This is a genomic window from Micromonospora sp. WMMD956, assembly GCF_029626125.1.
GTDB lineage: Bacteria > Actinomycetota > Actinomycetes > Mycobacteriales > Micromonosporaceae > Micromonospora > Micromonospora carbonacea.
On record NZ_JARUBI010000005.1, the window covers coordinates 3,873,827 to 3,894,234 of the forward strand.

At 74.9% G+C, this 20,408-nt stretch carries 17 protein-coding genes; 13 read left to right on the plus strand and 4 right to left on the minus strand.

Going from position 1 to position 20,408, the window contains the following annotated elements:
* Positions 1-51 precede the first annotated feature (51 nt).
* The 4 genes from mfd (at position 52) to O7628_RS17875 (ending at position 7,461) form a co-directional block, all read left to right on the plus strand.
* Entirely contained in the window at positions 52-3,753 is a 3,702-nt protein-coding gene (gene mfd, locus O7628_RS17860) for a transcription-repair coupling factor (protein WP_278136336.1), read from the plus strand.
* A gap of 95 nt (positions 3,754-3,848) precedes the next feature.
* A complete protein-coding gene (locus O7628_RS17865; protein WP_278132071.1) occupies positions 3,849-4,652 on the plus strand; it encodes a hypothetical protein in 804 nt (267 codons plus the stop codon).
* Complete coding sequence (locus O7628_RS17870) at positions 4,649-5,680, plus strand: nucleoside triphosphate pyrophosphohydrolase (protein ID WP_278132072.1); 1,032 nt, start codon at positions 4,649-4,651, stop codon at positions 5,678-5,680. Before O7628_RS17865 ends, O7628_RS17870 begins: the two co-directional genes overlap by 4 nt.
* Before the next feature lie 158 nt (positions 5,681-5,838).
* Positions 5,839-7,461 (plus strand): DUF885 domain-containing protein, encoded by a 1,623-nt coding sequence (locus O7628_RS17875; protein ID WP_278132074.1) that lies wholly within the window; start codon positions 5,839-5,841, stop codon positions 7,459-7,461.
* Between the two features lie 260 nt (positions 7,462-7,721).
* On the opposite strand, the gene O7628_RS17880 is transcribed toward O7628_RS17875, so the two are convergent.
* Together O7628_RS17880 and O7628_RS17885 are read right to left on the minus strand one after the other, a co-directional pair.
* Positions 7,722-8,564 carry an NUDIX domain-containing protein gene (locus O7628_RS17880; protein WP_278132076.1) on the minus strand — a complete coding sequence of 281 codons (843 nt, stop codon included), beginning with the start codon at positions 8,562-8,564 and terminating at the stop codon, positions 7,722-7,724.
* Positions 8,561-9,253, minus strand: a complete 693-nt coding sequence (locus O7628_RS17885) for a hypothetical protein (RefSeq protein WP_278132077.1) — start codon at positions 9,251-9,253, stop codon at positions 8,561-8,563. Before O7628_RS17885 ends, O7628_RS17880 begins: the two co-directional genes overlap by 4 nt.
* A 214-nt stretch (positions 9,254-9,467) precedes the next feature.
* On the opposite strand from O7628_RS17885, the gene eno reads away from it, so the two are divergent.
* From eno to O7628_RS17915, 6 genes are read left to right on the plus strand one after another with little or no spacing between them, the layout of a single operon-like run.
* Positions 9,468-10,751, plus strand: coding sequence for a phosphopyruvate hydratase (gene eno, locus O7628_RS17890; RefSeq protein ID WP_278132079.1), 1,284 nt, complete (start codon positions 9,468-9,470; stop codon positions 10,749-10,751).
* 34 nt (positions 10,752-10,785) lie between these two features.
* Entirely contained in the window at positions 10,786-11,418 is a 633-nt protein-coding gene (locus O7628_RS17895) for a septum formation initiator family protein (protein ID WP_278132081.1), read from the plus strand.
* A gap of 55 nt (positions 11,419-11,473) precedes the next feature.
* Entirely contained in the window at positions 11,474-12,031 is a 558-nt protein-coding gene (locus O7628_RS17900) for a DUF501 domain-containing protein (RefSeq protein ID WP_278132084.1), read from the plus strand.
* Between the two features lies 1 nt (position 12,032).
* Positions 12,033-12,539 (plus strand): amino-acid N-acetyltransferase, encoded by a 507-nt coding sequence (locus tag O7628_RS17905; protein WP_178063402.1) that lies wholly within the window; start codon positions 12,033-12,035, stop codon positions 12,537-12,539.
* Between the two features lie 30 nt (positions 12,540-12,569).
* A complete protein-coding gene (locus tag O7628_RS17910) occupies positions 12,570-14,099 on the plus strand; it encodes a hypothetical protein (RefSeq protein ID WP_278132086.1) in 1,530 nt (509 codons plus the stop codon).
* Positions 14,100-14,121: 22 nt separating this feature from the next.
* Positions 14,122-15,051, plus strand: coding sequence for a Ppx/GppA phosphatase family protein (locus O7628_RS17915; protein ID WP_278136337.1), 930 nt, complete (start codon positions 14,122-14,124; stop codon positions 15,049-15,051).
* 67 nt (positions 15,052-15,118) lie between these two features.
* On the opposite strand, the gene O7628_RS17920 is transcribed toward O7628_RS17915, so the two are convergent.
* Together O7628_RS17920 and O7628_RS17925 are read right to left on the minus strand one after the other, a co-directional pair.
* Complete coding sequence (locus O7628_RS17920; RefSeq protein ID WP_278132088.1) at positions 15,119-16,918, minus strand: DUF1996 domain-containing protein; 1,800 nt, start codon at positions 16,916-16,918, stop codon at positions 15,119-15,121.
* Positions 16,919-17,193: 275 nt separating this feature from the next.
* The gene (locus O7628_RS17925; RefSeq protein WP_278132090.1) at positions 17,194-17,625 is read right to left on the minus strand and encodes a MarR family winged helix-turn-helix transcriptional regulator; all 432 of its coding nucleotides are present in this window, start codon (positions 17,623-17,625) and stop codon (positions 17,194-17,196) included.
* 66 nt (positions 17,626-17,691) lie between these two features.
* On the opposite strand from O7628_RS17925, the gene O7628_RS17930 reads away from it, so the two are divergent.
* From O7628_RS17930 to O7628_RS17940, 3 genes are all read left to right on the plus strand, one after another.
* Entirely contained in the window at positions 17,692-18,636 is a 945-nt protein-coding gene (locus O7628_RS17930; RefSeq protein ID WP_278132092.1) for an NAD(P)-dependent oxidoreductase, read from the plus strand.
* Between the two features lie 157 nt (positions 18,637-18,793).
* Positions 18,794-19,126, plus strand: a complete 333-nt coding sequence (locus O7628_RS17935; RefSeq protein WP_036374274.1) for a PadR family transcriptional regulator — start codon at positions 18,794-18,796, stop codon at positions 19,124-19,126.
* The gene (locus O7628_RS17940) at positions 19,123-20,286 is read left to right on the plus strand and encodes a hypothetical protein (RefSeq protein ID WP_278132095.1); all 1,164 of its coding nucleotides are present in this window, start codon (positions 19,123-19,125) and stop codon (positions 20,284-20,286) included. The genes O7628_RS17935 and O7628_RS17940 overlap by 4 nt, the downstream gene beginning before the upstream one ends.
* The last annotated feature ends 122 nt before the right edge of the window (positions 20,287-20,408 follow it).

Consider the following 20,408-nt stretch of genomic DNA (forward strand, 5'->3'; position numbering starts at 1 on the left):
GTGATCAGATTGCTCACCGGACTCTTCGCCGCCGCCCTGGCCGACCCCGGGCTGGCCCGGGCGCGTGACCTGGCCCGTTCCGGTGCCGCGCAGGTCGACGGGCTGGACCTGACCGCACCGGCGGCGCTGCGGCCGTTCGCCGTCGCCGCCGTCGCCGCCGACCCGGGAGCCGCCGCTCCGGGGCCCACCGCTCCGGGGCCCACCGCTCCGGGGGCCACCGCTCCGGGGGCCACCGCTCCGGGGGCCTCCGATCGGGGAGCCCCCGCCGGGGGTGCGGGGCGGCCCGTGCTCGCCGTGACCGCCACCAGCCGGGAGGCCGACGACCTGGCCTCGGCGCTGGGCAGCCTGCTGCCGGCCGAGCAGGTCGCCGTCTTCCCGTCCTGGGAGACGCTGCCGCACGAGCGGCTCTCGCCCCGCTCCGACACGGTCGGCCGCCGCCTGGCCGTGCTGCGCCGGCTCGCCCACCCCGACGCCGCCGACGCGCACGGGCGCACCGGGCCGCTGCGGGTGGTCGTCGCGCCGGTGCGGTCGCTGCTCCAGCCGCAGCTCAAGGGCCTCGGTGACCTGGAGCCGGTGCGGCTGGCCGCTGGCGACGAGGCCGACCTGGAGGAGGTCGCGCGCCGGCTCACCGACATGGCGTACGCCCGGGTGGACCTGGTCACCAAGCGCGGCGAGTTCGCGGTGCGCGGCGGCATCCTCGACGTCTTCCCGCCCACCGACGAGCACCCGTCCCGGGTCGAGTTCTGGGGCGACGAGGTGGAGGAGATCCGCACCTTCGCCGTGGCCGACCAGCGCACCATCGAGGCCGCCGCGCTGCTGTGGGCCCCGCCCTGCCGGGAGCTGCTGCTCACCCCGGCCGTGCGGCGGCGGGCCGCCGCCCTGGCCGCCGAGCACCCCGAGCTGGCCGAGATCCTCGACAAGCTGGCCGAGGGCATCCCCGTGGAGGGGATGGAGTCGCTGACCCCGGCGCTGCTCGGCAGCGAGAGCCTGGAGCTGCTGCTCGACTGCATGCCGGCCGGCACCCACGTGCTGCTCTGCGACCCGGAGCGCATCCGCACCCGGGCGCACGACCTGGTGCGTACCTCCGAGGAGTTTCTCCAGGCGAGCTGGGCCGCAGCGGCCGTCGGGGGCCAGGCCCCGGTCGACCTCGGGGCCGCGGCCTTCAGGACCCTGGCCGACGTACGCGCGCACGCCCGCGCCCTGCGCCGGCCCTGGTGGACCCTCGCCCCGTTCGGGCTGGCCGACGCCGACGCGGCCCCCGCCCGGCAGCCCTGGGAGGACGCGCCGGCCGAGGTCGACGTCACGCCCGACGACGCGATCGCGGTGACCCTGGCCGCCCAGCCGGCCCCGCTCTACCACGGCGAGACCGACCGGGTGGCCGAGGACCTCAAGCGCTGGGCCGGCGACGGCTGGTCGGTCGCGCTGGTCTTCGAGGGCCACGGCCCCGCCCAGCGGGCCGTCGAGGTGATCCGCGACGCCGGCCTCGGCGCCCGGTTCGTCGAGCAGGTGCCGGCCGCGCCCGCCCCCGGCGAGGTGCTGGTCACCTGCGGCGGCCTGACCGGCGGCTTCGTCGCCGAGGCGGCGCGGTTCGTGCTGCTCACCGGCAACGACGTCACCGGCGGCCGGGGCACCTCGACGCGCGACATGCGCAAGATGCCGAGCCGGCGGCGCAACACCATCGACCCGCTGGAGCTGAAGGCCGGCGACCACGTGGTGCACGAGCAGCACGGCATCGGCCGGTACGTCGAGCTGGTGCAGCGCACCGTCAACGGCGCGTCCCGCGAATACCTGGTCATCGAGTACGCGGCCAGCAAGCGCGGCCAGCCCGGCGACCGGCTGTTCGTCCCCACCGACCAGCTCGACCAGCTCTCCCGGTACGTCGGCGGCGAGCAGCCCACCCTGCACAAGATGGGCGGCGCGGACTGGCAGAAGTCCAAGGCGCGGGCCCGCAAGGCGGTGCGGGAGATCGCCGCCCAGCTCATCCAGCTCTACGCCGCCCGCAAGGCGTCCAGGGGGCACGCGTTCGCCCCGGACTCCCCGTGGCAGCGGGAGCTGGAGGACGCGTTCCCCTGGCAGGAGACGCCGGACCAGCTGGCCGCCATCGAGGAGGTCAAGCGGGACATGGAGCAGACCGTCCCGATGGACCGGCTGATCTGCGGCGACGTCGGTTACGGCAAGACCGAGATCGCGGTGCGGGCGGCGTTCAAGGCGGTGCAGGACGGCAAGCAGGTGGCCGTGCTGGTGCCCACCACCCTGCTCGTGCAGCAGCACTACAACACGTTCGCCGAGCGGATGAGCCAGTTCCCCGTGCAGATCCGGCAGCTCTCCCGCTTCCAGACCCCGAAGGAGTCCGAGCGGACGCTGGAGATGGTCGCCGACGGCACCGTAGACATCGTCATCGGCACCCACCGGCTGCTCCAGACGGCGACCCGGTTCAAGTCCCTCGGCCTGGTCATCGTCGACGAGGAGCAGCGCTTCGGCGTCGAGCACAAGGAGCACCTGAAGACGCTGCGCGCCTCGGTGGACGTGCTGAGCATGTCGGCCACCCCGATCCCGCGCACCCTGGAGATGGCGATCACCGGCATCCGGGAGATGTCGACGATCGCCACCCCGCCGGAGGAGCGGCACCCGGTGCTCACCTTCGTCGGCGCGCACGACGAGCGGCAGGTGGCCGCGTCCATCCACCGCGAGCTGCTCCGCGACGGGCAGGTGTTCTACCTGCACAACCGGGTCGAGTCGATCGAGAAGGCGGCGCGCAGGATCCGGGAGCTGGTGCCGGAGGCCCGGGTCGCGGTGGCGCACGGCCAGATGGGCGAGGAGGCCCTGGAGAAGGTCATGGTCGGCTTCTGGGAGAAGGAGTTCGACGTCCTGGTCTGCACCACGATCGTGGAGTCGGGCATCGACATCCCCAACGCCAACACGCTGATCGTGGAGCGCGCCGACCTGCTGGGCCTGGCCCAGCTGCACCAGATCCGGGGCCGGGTGGGCCGGGGCCGCGAGCGGGCGTACGCGTACTTCCTCTACCCGCCGGAGAAGCCGCTCACCGAGCACGCCCACGAGCGGCTGGCCACCATCGCCCAGCACACCGAGCTGGGCGCGGGCATGTACGTGGCGATGAAGGACCTGGAGATCCGGGGGGCGGGCAACCTGCTCGGCGGCGAGCAGTCCGGCCACATCGAGGGCGTCGGCTTCGACCTGTACGTCCGGATGGTCGGCGAGGCGGTGCAGGCGTTCAAGGGCGAGCGCCCCGAGGAGGAGACCGATGTCAAGATCGACCTCCCGGTGGACGCGCACCTGCCGCACGACTACGTCGGCGTGGAGCGGCTGCGCCTGGAGATGTACCGCAAACTCGCCGAGGCCCGCGACGCCGACCGGCTGCGCGAGGTCGTCGCCGAGATGACGGACCGCTACGGCGAGCCGCCCGCCCCGGTGCAGAACCTGGTGGCGGTCGCGCGGTTCCGGCTGCTGGCCCGCCGCTACGGCCTCACCGACGTGAGCATGCAGGGCAAGCACCTCCGGTTCGGCCCGCTGCCGCTGCCCGACTCCAAGCAGCTCCGGCTCAAGCGCTACCACCCCGACTCGGTCTACAAGTCGGCGCTCGACCAGGTCAGCGTGCCCCGGCCGAGCACCCGCCGGGTCGGCGGCGAGCCGCTGCGCGACCAGGCGCTGCTGGACTGGTGCGCCCAGCTCCTCTCCGACGTGCTGGGCGACCCGGCCCCGGTGGCCCAGCCGGCCGGGGCGGGCGCCCGGTGAGCGGGGGCGTGGGCAGGGCCGGGCGGCGGGGCCGGGGCGGCGATGCGTGGTGGGCGGCGTCACCGCCGGTGGGGGCGCATGAGAGAGTGACGGTCATGCGTGCTCGCCGTCTCATCGCCGCCGCCAGCGTCGCGGCCCTCGGTGTCCTCTCCCTCGCCGCGTGCGGGAAGGCCGCGCCGGACGTCGCCGCGTACGTCGGCGACGCGGAATACTCCGTCGACCGGGTCAACGAGATCTACGACGAAGCCCAGACCAAGTACGCCGACGCGATCCGGGCGCAGGCCGGGCAGGGCGGCGCGACCCCGTCGGCGGAGCAGCTGCGCTCCACGGTCACCCGGCAGGACGTGCTCAACCTGCTGGTCAGCATCGAGCTGGGCAAGCGGGTGATGGCCGAGCAGGGCGTCACGGTGGCCGACGAGGTCAAGCCGGAGCAGCTGGAGCAGCAGCTCCAGATGCCGGCCAGCACCGAGTACGTCCGGCTCTGGGGCGAGTGGGTGGACATCTCCGGCGCGCTCGGCGCGAAGCTGCCCACGGCCGAGGTGAGCGACGAGGCGGTCATGGCCGTCTACCAGGCCATCGCCAAGACCGGGGCGATCCAGCCCGGGATGACCGTGGCGCAGGTCCGGCAGGCGTTCGGGGAGAGCGGCGGCCCCGGCAGCCAGGGCGGCTTCGTGCGTGCCGCCACCGCGCTCAGCAACGCCCTCCAGCAGGAGGCCGAGAAGGCCGGCGCGTCGATCAACCCCCGGTTCCGGCCGGTCGGCGTCCCGTCGGTGGTCAGCACCGGCCAGTCGCTGGTCTTCTACTCGTTGCCGTACGTCGACGAGAACGGCCCGGTGACCGACATCTCCACCCCGCAGGCCCCGGCGGAGCCGACCGCACCGGCCGTGCCGCAGGGATGACCGCCCGGGTCGTCCTGCTGGTCACCTCGCCCCGGCTGCCGGTCGGGCTGCTGACGGCGGCGGCCTGGGACGTCGTACGCGGAAACCCGGTGCTGGCCGGCGCGGAGAGCGGGCTGACGGCGGCCGTGCGCGCGGCGGGCGCCGAGGTGACCGTGCCCGACGGCCCGCCGGTGCCGGCGCTGCTGCACGCGGCGGCGGCGCACGGCGCGGTGGTCTGGCTGGCCGGGCCCGCCGGCGACGAGGCGCTGGCCCGGGAGCTGGGCCTGCGGCTGGCCCGCGAGCCGGGCCTGGCCGAGCTGGAGCTGATGTACGGCTCGTGGGACCCGCCGGGCGCGCGGCTGCTCGACGCGGTCGAGGTGATGGACCGGCTGGCCTCGCCGGGCGGCGACCCGTGGAAGCGGGCGCAGACGCACCGCAGCCTCGCCGGCTACCTGATCGAGGAGTGCTACGAGGCGTACGACGCGATCGGCGCGGACGACACCGACGCGCTGCGCGAGGAGCTGGGCGACGTGCTGCTCCAGGTGCTGCTGCACGCGCGGATGGCCGAGGAGCTGCCCGACGGGGCGCGGTGGACCGTCGACGACGTGGCCGGCGGCCTGGTGGACAAGATGATCCGGCGCAACCCGCACGTCTTCGCCGACGACCGGGCCACGACGCTCGACGAGATCACCGCCAACTGGGAGCGGATCAAGCGGGCGGAGAAGGCCCGCGACTCCGTGCTCGACGGCATCGCGCCGAGCCTGCCCGCCCTCGCCCTGGCCGCCAAGATCCTCGACCGCGCCGGTCGCGCCGGCCTGACGGTCCCGCTGCCGGCGGCCGACGCGCGGCCCGACCCGTCGACCGACCCGGAGGCGCGGCCCGACGCGGGGCCTCGGGTCGACGCGGAGGCGCGGCTCGGCGCGGAGCTGCTGGCCGCCGTGGTGGCGGCCCGGGCCGCCGACCTGGACCCGGAAGCGGCGCTGCGCCGCACCGCCCTGGCCTACGCCGACGCGGTCCGCGCCGCCGAGCGCACCGCCCCCCGCCCCTGACCCGCCGCCGTCCCCGCCGGGCGGGTCCGCGAAGCGGGCCGCCCGGCCGGCTCGGCCCGCTCCCCGAGATCTTGGTACGGAGCGCCCCCAGTGGGGCCGATCCGTACCAAGATCTCGCCGGGGAGCGGGTGTCGGGGGCGGTCGGTAGGGTTCGGGCCATGGAAGCGTTCGTGCCGCTCGCCGAGCGGATCGTCGAGGCGTTGCTGGAGAGCCGGCCGGGGCTGGCCAGCTCCGCCGGGGACCACCGCTACGACGACCGCCTGCCCGACCTCTCCGCCGACGCGGTCGCCGCCGACCGGGCGATGCTGAAGGACGCGGCCGACGCGCTCTCCGAGCTCGACCCCGATTCCCTCGACACCGACGAGGGCGTCGACCACGCGCTGCTCACCGCCCTGGTCGACCGGGAGCTGTTCGAGGCCGACGAGATCCGTGACCACGAGTGGGACCCGCTGCGGCACAACCCGGCCCCGCTGCTGCACGCCCTGCTCGCCCGCCCGTTCGCCCCGGCCGACGTGCGGCTGACCAGCCTGGCCGGGCGGCTCGCCGCCGTACCGGATGCGCTGGCGACCGCGCGTGCGACGCTGCGCGACGTGCCCCGGGTGCACGCCGAGACGGCGGTGGGGCAGTTCACCGGCGCGGCGGCGCTGGTCCGCGACGAGGTGCCCCGGCTGCTCGCCGAGGAGCCGGGGCTGCACGACCGGGTGGAGCCCGCCGCCACGGCCGCGATCGCCGCGCTGGAGGAGTTCGTGGCGTGGCTGCGCGCCGGGCTGGCCGCCGACGCCGGCCCGGGGCGGGACCCGAGGCTGGGCCGGCGGCGCTGGGAGGCCCGGCTGTGGCACACCCTCGACACCGAGCTGGGGGCCGCCGAGGTGCAGCGCCGGGCCTGGGCCAACCTCGACCGGGTCACCGCCGAGCTGCGCGAGGCGGCCGTCGAGCTGGTCGGCGGCCCGGCCGACGACGAGACCGTGCGCCGGGCGCTCGACCTGCTGGCCGCCGAGCACCCCGACGACCACACGATCGTCGACCTCGCCTCGGTCACCCTCGACGAGGCGACGGACTTCGTCCGGGCGCACGACCTGGTGACGCTGGTCGACGACCCGTGCGTGATCCAGGAGATGCCGGAGTTCGCCCGCGGCGTGGCGGTGGCCTACTGCGACTCGCCCGGCCCGCTGGAGCTCGCGCCCGTGCCGACGTTCTACTGCATCGCGCCGACCCCGGCCGACTGGCCGGCGGCCCGCGTCGAGTCGTTCTACCGCGAATACAACGATCACATGATCCGCAACCTGACGGTGCACGAGGCGATGCCGGGGCACTTCCTCCAGCTCGCCCACGCCCGCCGGCACGTCGGCCCCACCCGGGTCCGGGCGCTGGCCAGGTCCGGCCCGTTCGTCGAGGGCTGGGCCGTCTACACCGAGGAGCTGATGGCCGGCCTCGGCTACGGCGGGCTGCCGGTGCGGTTGCAGCAGCTCAAGATGCAGCTGCGGATGACCATCAACGCCCTGCTCGACCAGCTCGTGCACTGCGACGACCTGGCCGAGGCCGAGGCGATGGCGCTGATGACGGGCCGGGGCTTCCAGGAGGAGGGCGAGGCGGCCGGCAAGTGGCGGCGGGCGCTGCTCACCTCGACGCAGCTCTCCACCTACTTCGTGGGCTACAGCGAGATCGCCGGGATCGCCGCCCTGCGCCCGGCCGGGGTGTCGGTGCGCGACTGGCACGACGCGATGCTCGCCCACGACTGCCCGCCCCCGCGCCACCTCCGCACCCTGCTCGGCTTGGGGTAAGGAAGGTCCCCCTGTTAACGCATTCTGTCGTACAGGGGCCCCCTCCTAACCCGCCTGCGCACGCCGGCGTCGGCGACGGTCAGCGCCGCCGCGTCGGTCGCCGCGAGCCGCCCCTCGTCCCGCGCCGATCCGGTCGCGCGCACCGCCACCGCCCCCACCTCGTCCTCCCGCCAGTGCACACCGTGGGCGGGCCGCCCGGGGCCAGCATCCGCCGACGGGTCGGCGCGGTCAGGGCCGGACGGCCCCCGGCGCCGGGGCGGTCAGCCCGCCGGGCGGGCGGCGACGTGGTCGACGAGCCAGCGGGAGATGGAGTACGCCGGCGGCAGCTCCGCCGGCAGCCGGTCGAGCGGGAACCAGCGGGCCTCGGCCAGCTCCCGGCCGTCGACGACCGGCTCGGCGGCGGTGTCGGCGACGGTCGCGGTGAACCCGGCCAGCAGCACGCCCGGCCCGGACAGCGCCCACGGCTGGCTGCCGAAGTAGGTGAGCCGCCCGAGGGCCAGCCCCACCTCCTCGCCGACCTCCCGGCGCGCGGCGTCCTCCAGTGACTCGCCGGCCTCGACGAACCCGGCGACCAGCGCCCACAGCGCCGTCGGGCCGGACGCGTGCCGGACCAGCAGCAGCTCGTCGGGGCCGCCGGTCGGCCCGGGGCGGGTGATGGCGACCAAAACGGCGGCGGAGAGCCGGATCGGCACGTACAGGTCGCAGCCGGGGCAGCGGCGGGACTGCTCGCCCGGCACGTCGGCCAGCTCGGCCCGGCACGCCCCGCACCAGCGGTGGGTGCGGCGGAAGGTGAGCACGGCCAGCGCCCGGCCCGCCAGGTCGGCCAGCGGGGCGGGCAGAGCGGCGGCGAGCGACCGCCAGCTGCGCCACCTGCCCTCGGGCGGCTGGCCGTCGGTGGCGTCCGCACCCCAGGCGGGCACGCCGTCGAGCGTGCCGAGCGGCACCCAGCCGGTGTCGGCGGGCAGCTCGCCGACGCGGGGGAAGCGGTCGTCGGGGCCGGTCAGCAGCTTCCGTCCGGCGACCACGAGGGCGAGGTCACCTGGCTGCGGCGGGCCGCCGTGTGGTGCCCCCGCGACGAACGCGCCTGCGGCGTCCCCCGTCACGAGTTGGCGGTGCGGCGGTCCACGACGCCCGCGCCGGCCGGCAGCTCGAAGCTCGCTCCGTCGACCGTGTCGGTGTAGCGGTCGAGCGCCAGCTCCATCGGCGTGCCGTCCACCTCGCCGGTGAAGCTGCCGAGCACGCCCTCGGTGGTCATGCAGGCGGTGAAGTCGCCGGCCGAGCGCTCGACCTGCACGCAGGCGGCGTGGTGCCCGGCGAGGGTGGTGTCGGTCTCCTTGATGACGGCCTGCGGGTCGAGCGCCGCCTCGGTGAGCAGCCCGACCACCACCGGCGGGGTGACCAGGCCCCGCCGCTTCGCTTCGGTGAACAGCTCGACGGACGGGCGGGCGTTCGGCGGGGGCGGGGCGAGCAGCGTGCAGACGGCCTTGCCCGTGCCGGTCTCGCAGCGGGTGGTGGCGTCGGCGGTGACGGTCAACTTCCCGCCCGGCCAGGTGTACGCCGACCGGGCCGGGTCCTGCGCCTGGGTGATGGTGGCGGTCCGGCCGCCGGGGAGCTGGTATTCGGCCGAGTAGGTGAGTTCGAGCGCCTGGTCCAGCCGGGCGGCGAAGTCGTTGACCAGGTCCGACCGGCCGATCGCCTGGCCGGCGTCGTCGAGGGCCTGACAGCCGGTGACCGAGAGTGACGCGATGACCGACAGAGCGAGCGCGCGGAACGTGGTCGAGGCGGCGGGCATGGCCACCAGCCTTGTCGATCGGGTCCACCTCGCGCAAACCGGTTGCCGGTTCGGGGCCGAGAATCCGGGAATGTCCGACCCGCACCGTCCCGCCGGATGCGCCGGGCGACGCGGTGCGCCGCGCCGTCGCCCGATACGCTGCGTTCAACACCTGCCTCAGCCGCACCGTCGCGGCCCATACCGGACCGGAACCACACAAACGAGGAGCGACTCAGTGGCAACCATCGAGGGAATCGTCGCCCGGGAGATTCTCGACTCGCGGGGCAACCCCACGGTCGAGGTCGAGGTCGGGCTCGACGACGGCACGATCGCCCGCGCCGCGGTGCCGTCCGGCGCCTCCACCGGCGCGTTCGAGGCGGTCGAGCTGCGCGACGGTGACAAGGACCGCTACCTGGGCAAGGGTGTCGAGAAGGCCGTCGCCAACATCGAGGACAAGATCGTCGACCAGCTCATCGGCTACGAGGCCAGCGAGCAGCGGCTGATCGACCAGAAGATGATCGACATCGACGGCTCGGACAACAAGGGCGAGCTGGGCGCGAACGCGATCCTCGGCGTGTCCCTGGCCGTGGCCAAGGCGGCCGCCGGCAGCGCCGAGCTGAGCCTGTTCCGCTACCTGGGCGGCCCCAACGCGCACCTGCTCCCGGTGCCGATGATGAACATCCTCAACGGCGGCGCGCACGCCGACTCCAACGTCGACGTCCAGGAGTTCATGATCGCGCCGATCGGCGCGCCCACCTTCCGCGACGCGCTGCGCTCCGGCGCGGAGGTCTACCACGCGCTCAAGTCGGTGCTGAAGAAGAAGGGCCTCTCCACCGGCCTCGGCGACGAGGGCGGCTTCGCCCCCAACCTGCCCACCAACGCCGCCGCGCTGGACCTGATCGCCGAGGCGGTCGACAAGGCCGGCTACCGGCTCGGCACCGACATCGTCTTCGCCCTGGACGTGGCCGCCACCGAGTTCTTCGACAACGGCACCTACACGTTCGAGGGCGCGGCGAAGTCCGCCGAGGAGATGAGCAACTACTACACCAAGCTGGCGGGCGACTACCCGATCGTGTCCATCGAGGACCCGCTGGCCGAGGACGACTGGAGCGGCTGGGCCACCCTGACCGCGGCGATCGGCGACCGGGTCCAGATCGTCGGCGACGACCTGTTCGTCACCAACCCGCAGCGCATCGCCCGGGGCATCGCCGAGAAGGCCGCCAACGCCGTGCTGGTGAAGGTCAACCAGATCGGCTCGCTGACCGAGACCCTCGACGCGGTCGAGCTGGCCCACCGGGCCGGCTTCCGGTGCATGATGAGCCACCGCTCCGGCGAGACGGAGGACACCACCATCGCCGACCTGGCGGTGGCCACCGGCTGCGGCCAGATCAAGACCGGCGCACCGGCCCGCTCGGACCGGGTGGCCAAGTACAACCAGCTCCTGCGCATCGAGGAGGAGCTGGCCGACGCGGCGCGGTACGCCGGTGCGGGCGCGTTCCCGCGTTACCGTTCGGCCTGAGACACCCATTGGGCCTCGGGGGAGGGGTGTGACGATGCAGCAGCGCCGCACACCGGGTGGTCAGCGTCCCGCCCGCCGGCCGGGTCAGTCCGGCCGGCCGGGCGGGGCCCGCACCCGGGCGTCGGTCCGCGACGGCGTCCGCGCGGAGGCACGCGCCGCCGGCCGGTCACCCGGCGCGGCCCGCGCCACCGAGCCGGTACGCTCCGCGAACCGTCCCGCCGCCGCCCGGCGTACCGCCGCCGGTGGCACGGTCAAGCGGCTCTCCGCACCCCACCCCCGACGCTTCACCGGCCGGGCCACCGTGCTGTTCGCGGTGCTCATCGCGCTCGCCCTCGCCTACACCTACCCGGTCCGGGTCTACCTGGACCAGCAGGCGGACATCCAGCGGATGGAGGCGGCCCAGGCCGCCCAGCGGCAGCTCATCGCCGAGCGCGCCGCCGAGGCGGCCAAGTGGCGCGACGACGAGTACATCCGCATCCAGGCCCGGGAGCGGTTCTACATGGTCTACCCGGGCGAGGTCCCGGTGATCGTGCTCAACGACCCGGCGGGCGCGGCCCGGGACGCGGGCGGCGGGAAGGGCCCCGCCCGGCCGGTGACCCCCGATCCCTGGTACGACACCCTGTGGTCGAGCGTGCGGGCCGCGAACGCCGACCGCCCAGGCCAGTGAGCGCGCCACTTCCCGCACGCAGACGTTCCACGCGCACCGACGAAAGATGGGCACCGTGACTGTCGTACCCCCGCCCGACCCGGCGGCGGACTCCGTTCCCCCGCCGAAGCGGGAGCCGGCCACCGAGGCCGACCTGGCGGCGGTGGCCGCCCAGCTCGGCCGCACGCCGCGCGGCACCCGGGCGGTGGCCCACCGCTGCCCCTGCGGCCTGCCCGACGTGGTGGAGACGACCCCGCGCCTGGCCGACGGCACGCCCTTCCCGACGTTGTTCTACCTGACCTGCCCCCGGGCGACGGCCGCGTGCAGCCGGCTGGAGTCGGCCGGGGTGATGAAGGAGATGGCCGAGCGGCTGGCCGCCGACCCGGAGCTGGCCGCCCGCTACCGGGCGGCGCACGAGGACTACCTGGCCCGCCGCGAGGCGATTGGGCACGTGCCGGAGATCGACGGCGTGTCGGCCGGCGGCATGCCCGGCCGGGTCAAGTGCCTGCACGTGCACCTCGGCCACGCGCTCGGCGCGGGCCCGGGGGTCAACCCGTTCGGCGACGAGACCCTCGCGCTGGTGGAGAAGTGGTGGGCGGCCGGGCCGTGCGTGGACGTCCCGGCGGTGGGGTGAGATGACCACCGACACCGTCCTCGTGCGCCGCGCCCGCACCTCCGACGTGCGCGGCATCCGGCGGCTCGTCGACACCTACACCGACGACCGGCGGCTGCTCAGCAAGGCCACGGTCACCCTCTACGAGGACGTGCAGGAGTTCCGGGTCGCGGCCGACGCCGACGCCGTCGTCGGCTGCGGCGCGCTGCACGTGATGTGGGAGGACCTGGCGGAGATCCGCACGGTGGCCGTCGACCCGGCCTACCGGGGGCGGCGCATCGGGCACCGCATCGTCGGCGAGCTGATCGACGCGGCCCGGGAGATCGGGGTGGCCCGCATCTTCGTGCTGACCTTCGAGACCCGGTTCTTCGGCTCGTTCGGCTTCCGCGAGATCGACGGCGCGCCGGTGCCGCAGCCGGTGTACGAGCAGCTCCTGCGCTCGTACGACGAGGGCGTCGCCGAGTTCCTGGACCTGGAACGGGTCAAGCCCAACACCCTCGGCAACACCCGCATGCTGCTGCGCCTCTGATCTCTTGATCACGTCGGGCAGGCTGGCGGGATGGGGATCGCCCGCCGCGTCTGCGCGCTGCTGCTGACCGCCGCTGCCCTCCTCGGGGTCGTCCGCCTCGTCGTACCGGCCACCGCCGGCCCGGACGGCGAGCCGCCCGGGGTGGCCCGGCAGCTCGCCTTCCTGCGCGCCGCCCTCGACGACGGCGCGGGCGAGGACGCCCAGGCGCTGTTCCCGGAGGGCTGGTTCTTCGCCCACGCCCTGTACGGGCTGGCCCGCGTCGAGTTGGGCCTGCGCAAGCCGGCCGGGCAGCGGGCCGGCGAGCTGCGGGAGGCGCGCTGGGCGCTGGCCCGGCTGGAGTCGCCCGCCGGCACCGCCCCGTTCGACCCCGGCCTCACCCCCGCGTACGGGATCTTCTGGCAGGGCTGGACGAACTGGCTGCGCGGCGGGGTGCTCGCCCTGCAACCGGCCGAGCGGCGGGACCCGGCGGAGGCGGCCCGGTTCGCCGACGCCTCCGCCGCGATCGGGGCGGCGTTCGACGCGTCCGACACGCCGTACCTGGCCGCGTACCCGGGGCAGGCGTGGCCGGTCGACTCGACCGTGGCGGTGGCGTCGCTGCGGCTGCACGACGCGCTGCTGCCCTCCGGCGCGCTGCCGCCCGATCCGTTGCGGCCCGGCGCGTCGTCGCCCGGTGCGCCGTCCACCGAGGCCCCGCCCGGTGATCCGCCGCCGCCCCGGTTCGCCGGCACCGTGGCCCGCTGGCTGGACGGTGTGCGGCAGCGCCTCGACCCGCGCACCGGCCTGCTGCCGCACCGGGTCGACCCGGCCACCGGGGCGCCGGCCGAGGTGGCCCGCGCCACCTCCCAGAGCGTCATCCAGCGGTTCCTGGTGGACGTCGACCCGGCGTTCGCCCGCGCGCAGTACCTGACCTTCCGGGAGCGGTTCGTCGCGTCCCCGCTGGGGCTCGGCCCGGCCGTGCGCGAATACCCGGACGGCACGGCCGGGCCGGGCGACGTGGACTCCGGGCCGCTGCTGCTCGGGGTGAGCCTGTCGGCGACCGTGGTCACCCTCGGCGCGGCCCAGTCCCAGGGCGACGCCGCGCTGGCCGGCGCGCTGGCCAGCTACGGCGACCTGGTCGGGCTGCCCGTCGACACCCCGGCCACCCGCCGGTACGCGTTCGGCGTCCTGCCGGTCGGCGACGCGTTCCTCGCCTGGTCGAAGACCGCCCGTCCGTGGGTGGCCGACCAGCCGGACCCGCCCCCGGCCACCGTGCGCTGGTGGTGGCGGCTGCCCCTGCTGGCGGCGCTGCTGCTGGTCGGCGCGCTCGGCTGGCTGCCCGAACTGGTCCGGTTGTCGGCCCGCGCCGCCCGCCGCCGGGGGCGACCCGGCGGCCCCGGCGATCCTGTCGCGGGTCATCCCCGTGCTCCCGTCGCGGGCGGCCCCAGTGGTCCCGCCGCGGGCGACCCCCGTGGTCCCGTCGCGGGCGACCCCCGTGGTCCCGTCGCGGGCGACCCCCGTGGTCCCGCCGCGGGTGGCTCCCGTGGTCCCGTCGCCGCCGGCGGGGTGGGGCCGCTGCCGTAGGGTTGCTGCCGTGACGACGCGTGTGGCCGCCATCGACTGCGGGACGAACTCCATCCGACTGCTGGTCGCCGACCTGCCCGACCCCGCCGCCGGGCCGGACGCGCCGCTGGTCGACCTGAGCCGCCGGATGGAGATCGTCCGCCTCGGCCAGGGCGTCGACAAGACGGGCCGGCTCGCCCCCGAGGCGATCGAGCGGACCAGGGTGGCCCTCGCCTCGTACGCCGCCGAGATCGACACGCTCGGCGTCGACCGGGTGCGGATGTGCGCCACCTCGGCGTCCCGGGACGCCTCCAACGCCGGGGACTTCCGGGCGATGGTGGAGCGCACCCTCGGCGTCGCGCCCGAGGTGGTCACCGGCGACGAGGAGGCCCGGCTTTCCTTCACCGGCGCGGTGCGCGGCCTGCCCGCCGACGCCCTGGAGCCGTACCTGGTCATCGACATCGGCGGCGGGTCCACCGAGTTCGTGGTCGGCACCCGGGCCGGCGGCGTCGAGGCCGCGATCTCGATGGACATCGGCTGCGTCCGGATGACCGAGCGGCACCTGCTCGGCGACCCGCCCGGCCTCGACCAGATCGCCGCCGCGCAGGCGGACATCACCGTCGCGGTGGACCGTGCGCTGGAGGCCGTGCCGGGCCGGCAGGCCGCCACCCTGGTCGGGCTCGCCGGGTCGGTCACCACCGTCGTGGCCATCGCCGAGGGCCTCACGGAGTACGAGCCGGAGCGCATCCACCACGCCCGGGTGTCGTACGGCGCGGTGGCGGAGGTGACCGCCGACCTGCTGGCGAAGACCCGCGAGCAGCGGTTGGCGATCCCGGTGATGCACCCGGGCCGGGCCGACGTGATCGGCGCGGGCGCCCTGGTGCTCCGCACGATCATGGAGCGGGCCGGCATGTCCGCGGTGGTGGCGAGCGAGCACGACATCCTCGACGGCATCGCCTGGAGTCTCCGGTAACGGGCCGGCGGGCCGGCATTCGGTGACGGGCCGGGCTGACGCCCGGCCCGCCCGGGCGGTCGCCCGGTCAGGAGCAGCGACGCCCCTCGTTCAGGCAGGCCGCGATCTTGCGCATCTGCTTGTCGGAGTTGACGTTGACGAAGTCGTTGTGGTCCGAGAACGGGTTGTGGTTCTCCTCGGGGAACGAGTCCAGCGCGTACTGGCCCCGGAGCTGCACGGCGCGCGGGATGTCGTAGGCGATGCTGATCCGCAGCTGCGGGATCGCCACGAAGCCCTGCGGGCAGGCCCCGGTGGCCGGGTCGGCGAAGGCCAGGTGGGCCCGGTGGTTCTCGCTGTCGGTGTTCCGGCCGTCCCAGCAGCCGGGGAAGTCCTGCACCCGCATGACCTGACTGCCGTCGGGGCAGATCGGGTACCGGTCGGACAGCCGGTCGGCGAAGCCCGAGCAGGTCCAGGTGGCGCGGGCGTTGGCCGGGCCCCGGCTGGTGGGCTTGGCGTCGCCGGTCAGCGCCCGCAGGAACCTCGGCATCGGCGTGACCTTCGCGCCCGGGTTGCCCCGGTACTCGATCAGCACCTTCGACGGCTGCACGATCCGGCCGGTGTTGTTCGGCAGCTCCAGGTTCGGCCCCTGCGGCTCCGGCAGCGGCTTGTCCCCGCCGTCGTTGTTGCCGTTCCCGTTGTTCCCGCCGTTGTTGCCGTTGTCGCCGTTGCCGTTGTTGTCGCCCTCGCCGTTGCCGCCGGGCTGGCCGCCCACGGGTCGCTCGTCGAGCGCGCAGGCGGCGAGCGCCTCCAGCCCCTGCGGCCGGGGCGCGGTGCGGCCGATGGCGATGGCGATCCGGTCGAGCGTGGCGACGCGCTTGGACTGCAACGGGCCCACGATCGCGTTGAGCGCGAAGTTCGGGCCGCCCTGACCCTTGGTGGTGACCAGCCGCTCGTTCGCCTCCGCGATCTGCTGGTCGAGCAGGTCGAGGTTGCGGTTGACCTCGTCGAGGGCCGACGCCGGCACCCCGGGCAGCTTGTCGCGGACGCTCGGGCACCGCACACCCGGGCTCGCGCCGCTGGCCGTCGCCGGTGCCGCGCTGTGCGTGGCGTGCAGGCCGTCGTAGCTGACCTCGCAGTCCACCAGCGACACGAGGCCACGGGGACGACTGCCGGCACCGCTCATCGTCCGGGAGATCCGCTTGATCGTCTCGGCCCGCTCGGCGCGCAGGGCGCCGAGCACGGACTGGTTGAGCCGCTGGTCGATCCGCCCCCGGCTGGCGGCCATCCGGCCGTTGGCCGACGCGAGCTGCCGGTCGAGGGCGGCCAGGTCCCGCCGTACGCCGTCGCGGGCGGACGCGGGCACCGCCGGCAGCCGGTCGGCGACCCGGGGGCAGGACACCGTCGGCTGCACCGCGCCCAGCGCCTGCGGGTCCAGGCCGGCCCGCACGGACTTGTCGATCCGGACGACCGGCCAGAAGTACGACGAGCGGTCCCCGTTGCGGCAGGTGGTCCCGGAGGCCGCCAGCACCGCGTCGGGGGTGTTGGCGTCGATCGCCAGGTTGCCGACGAAGTCGTGCAGGTGTTCCGCCCCGTTGCGGATCCCGGGCTGGGCGACGGGATTGTCCGGGCTGAACTTGCCGTTGCGGTTGGTCCCGCAGTCCACGGTGAAGACGCCCCTGGACGCGTTGGGGCCCGGTCGTGGGGCCGGCACGTTGGCGGCGACCCGCTCGATGGGGACGAAGTCGTTGAGGTTGGCCTCCGCCGAGGCGCTGCCCCGCCCACCGCCGGAGACGAACGTGACCGTGAGCGCGCCGACCGCCCCGACGGCCGCCACCACCGCCACCACCCGGCTGCCCCGGACCCGTCTCCGCTTTCCGCTGCCCGCCATCGGGTTCCTCCGTCGTGCCGGGCACTTCGCCGTGAAGTGCCGTCCGACGGTGGGTACGGCCCTTCCGTCTTCTCCCGTTCGGCCGGGCCGCGACGCGTAATCGACAGGTAAGAAAAGGCCCGAGATCGTGCTCGATCCGGGATCGAGTGGCCTCGCCCGCGCCGGATGCCACTCGATCCGTGTTCGAGCGCGAGCTGGTGCGCGGCTCCCGTGGCCGCCTCGCTCGCCCGTGCCCGACCGGCGGGCCGGTCGCCGGCCGCCGCGCTTCTTCAGCGTTACAGCAGGTCCTGGAGCGTGCGGCGGAGCTGATCGGCCGCACCGGGGCGGACCGGCGCGAGGAAAGCGTTCTCGGCGTCCTGGTACGCGGCCTGCGCGGCGTCGAAGGTGCGCCGGCCCTGATCGGTGAGCGCGACGATGTTGCGGCGTCGGTCGGCCGGGTCCGGGCGTCGTACGACGATGCCCTTGCGTTCGAGCTCGTCGAGCAGCGCGACCATCGTCGTGCGGTCGACGCCGAGCTTCTGTGCCACCTGTAGTTGCGAGGCCGGTTCGCCGTGGGCCAGCACGCGCAGCGCCCCGAAGTCCTTGCTGTCGATCCCGAGGTGCTCCAGTGCCGCGTCCGTCAGCGCGGTGAGCCGCAGGGTCGCGTGCTTGAGGAGATAGCCGAGGAGGTCGCGCGGATCCGCGGCGGCGCTGTAGTCGGTGGACACGGTCCCATGTTACGGCTAACCTGATCGTCAGTAATACTGACGATCAGAGCTACGACCGGAGTTGTCATGATCCTCGTTACCGGAGGCGCCGGCTTCATCGGCTCCCACACCGTCCGCGCCCTCGCCGAAGCCGGCGAGGAGTGCGTCCTGCTGCAACGCCGGGCTCCCGTGGTGCCCGCCCCGCTCGCCGACCTGCCCGTGCACGCCGTGCAGGCCGACGTCGCCGACCTCGACGCCCTGCTCGCGGTCGGCAAGCGGCACCCGATCACCGGGATCGTGCACCTCGCCGTCACCCTGCCGTGGTCGGACGACGACGCCGACCCGATCGACGCGTCGGCGCGGTCGCTGGAGGGATACCTCAACATCGTTCGCGCCGCGCAGGCATGGGGCGTGCGCCGCATCGTGGCCGCGAGCACCATCGGCGTCTACGGCTTCGCGGAGGCGGGCGCGCTCGCCGAGGACATGCCCCTGCCGATGGGTCACGTCCACGCGATCCCCACCTTCAAGAAGATCTTCGAGCTGCTCGCCGGCCACCTGTCGGCCGCCACCGCGGTTCAGATCGTCAACGCCCGGATCTCCGGCACCTGGGGGCCCGGCGGGCACCTGCCCGACCCGTTCTTCGCCGCGCCGTCGCTCGCCCACGCCGCGGCGCGGCGCGGCGAGCCCGACCTCTCCGGGCTCGTCGCGCCGCCGCACGCCGAGGACGCGCTCGACCTGCTCTACGTCAGGGACACCGGCCGCGCGCTCGCGCTCCTGCAGCTCACCGACGAGCTGCGGCACGCGACCTACAACGTGGCCTCCGGCCGCGCCACCAGCAACGCCGACGTCATCGCCGCGCTGCGGTCCGTCGAGCCCGGCTTCCGGTGCGAGCTTCCCTCGGCCGGCGACCGCCCGCAGACCTGGCTCGACATCACCCGGCTGCGCGAGGACACCGGCTTCGAACCCCGGTACGACACCGCGACCGCCGCCGCCGACTACATCGCCTGGCTGCGCGCCGGGAACGCCCGCTGACCCCTGCCACGTGGTCGGCGCGTGTGTCGGACACCCCGCGCGCCGGCCCGCTTCCAGAGGCGGTCGTGAGCATGGCAATCGGTAGACGTGTTCGGCCAAGTTCGAGGCCCGGGGTGTCGTTTGACGGTACTTCGCACTGCGCAGTAGTGTGCGATGCGTGGATACCACGCAGCTCCTGAAAGGCGTGCTGGATCTCGCGGTCCTCGCCGTGCTCCGGGAGGAGGACGGCTACGGCTACGACATCCTGCGCCGCCTCCGCGAAGCCGGCCTGGACGAGGTCGGCGACGCCTCCGTCTACGGCACGCTGCGGCGACTCTTCGCCGCCGGCCTGCTGACCACGTACGTCGTGCCGAGCGAGTCCGGCCCGCACCGCAAGTACTACTCGCTCAACGCCGCCGGCCGGGACCAGTTGACCCGCTCCGGCAAGCTCTGGCGCTCGTTCGCCACCACCATGGACACTCTGCTCGACGATCGGGGGATGGCAGCGTGACTGTCACGGAGCAGGAGATCGCGGACTACGTGACCCGGGTCCGGGCCGCCCTGGCGGACCTGCCGCCCCACGTCCGCGACGAGTTGACCGAGGACCTGCCGGAGCACCTCGCCGAGGTCGCCGCCGAGTCCGACGGGTCGCTGGCCGACCGGCTGGGCGCGCCCGAGGCGTACGCCATGGAACTGCGCGCGGCGGCCGGCGCGGGGGGCCCGGCCGCCGCCCGCAACCTGGACCAGCGGGCCGCCGCCGCCGTGGCCGGGGTGCGTGCCCGGCTGCGCGCGGCCGACGTCCGGGTCGGCCCGATCCTCGGGTACGCCTCGGCGAGCGAGTACCTGCGCCTGCTCCGCCCCGCCTGGTGGGTGCTGCGCGGCTACCTGGCGGCCATGCTGATCACCGTCGTCACGACGGGCGTGCCGTTCGGGCTGCTGCCCAGGCTGGGCGGGAGCACGCTGGCGGCGCTGCTGCTGCTCGGCGTCTGCGTGGTCGGGTCGGTGTGGCTGGGCAGGCGCACCCCGGCGCTGACCCGCTGGCCCCGGATCGCGCTGCGGGCCGGCACGGCGGTCCTCGCCATCTTCGCGTTCGTCGGCTTCGTCGACGCGGACGACCGGCTGGGCTGGAACGAGTCCGGCTACGAGTCCACGTCGGTGGAGTCGCCGTACGTCAGCGACGTCTACGTCTACGACCGCGAGGGCCGCCTCGTCGAGGATGCCCGGCTGTTCGACCAGAACGGCAACCCGATCCGGATCGGCTACCCCGAGTGCGAGCGTGCGGGGCTGCCGGAGTCGGGACGGGCGCTGCCCGTCTACCCGTACTGCCCGGAGAACGCGCCCTTCCAGGCCGGACCGGTCGGGGCGCGCCCGGCGCCCGCGCCGCCCCTCGCCCCGCCGCTGACCACGACGCCGACCGACGGCCCGACGCCCGCGCCGCAGGCCCCGACGCCGACCGGCGGCGCGACGGTGGCATCACCCACCGCGACGCCGCCCGGCGGCGCGACCGAAGGGCAGTCGGCCCCGACGCCGACCGACGGCGCGACCGCTGGGCGGTCCGCCCCGACGCCGACCGGTGAGCCGGCCGGGCGGGCTCCGGCACCGGCGCCGCCCGGCGGGGCCACGCTCGGGCCGCTGCCGACCGCCGCACCCACCTCGACGCCCTCCCGCTGACCGCCCGCCAGCCGTCGACTGCTCCACCGTGCGGGGCGTTAGGAAGGGGCCCTTCCTATACAGAAAGCGTTAACAGGGTGCCCTTCCTTACAAATGGCTGAACGGACGAGTCGCGCGGGACC

What these genes read in the sequence shown, in the direction of transcription:
- O7628_RS17905 (WP_178063402.1), top strand. Translation starts at nt 12,033, where the DNA reads ATGACCACCGACACCGTCCTCGTGCGCCGCGCCCGCACCTCCGACGTG.
- O7628_RS17910 (WP_278132086.1), top strand. Translation starts at nt 12,570, where the DNA reads ATGGGGATCGCCCGCCGCGTCTGCGCGCTGCTGCTGACCGCCGCTGCC.
- O7628_RS17875 (WP_278132074.1), top strand. Translation starts at nt 5,839, where the DNA reads ATGGAAGCGTTCGTGCCGCTCGCCGAGCGGATCGTCGAGGCGTTGCTG.
- O7628_RS17885 (WP_278132077.1), bottom strand. Translation starts at nt 9,253, where the DNA reads ATGCCCGCCGCCTCGACCACGTTCCGCGCGCTCGCTCTGTCGGTCATC.
- O7628_RS17870 (WP_278132072.1), top strand. Translation starts at nt 4,649, where the DNA reads ATGACCGCCCGGGTCGTCCTGCTGGTCACCTCGCCCCGGCTGCCGGTC.
- O7628_RS17930 (WP_278132092.1), top strand. Translation starts at nt 17,692, where the DNA reads ATGATCCTCGTTACCGGAGGCGCCGGCTTCATCGGCTCCCACACCGTC.
- O7628_RS17920 (WP_278132088.1), bottom strand. Translation starts at nt 16,918, where the DNA reads ATGGCGGGCAGCGGAAAGCGGAGACGGGTCCGGGGCAGCCGGGTGGTG.
- O7628_RS17865 (WP_278132071.1), top strand. Translation starts at nt 3,849, where the DNA reads ATGCGTGCTCGCCGTCTCATCGCCGCCGCCAGCGTCGCGGCCCTCGGT.
- O7628_RS17895 (WP_278132081.1), top strand. Translation starts at nt 10,786, where the DNA reads ATGCAGCAGCGCCGCACACCGGGTGGTCAGCGTCCCGCCCGCCGGCCG.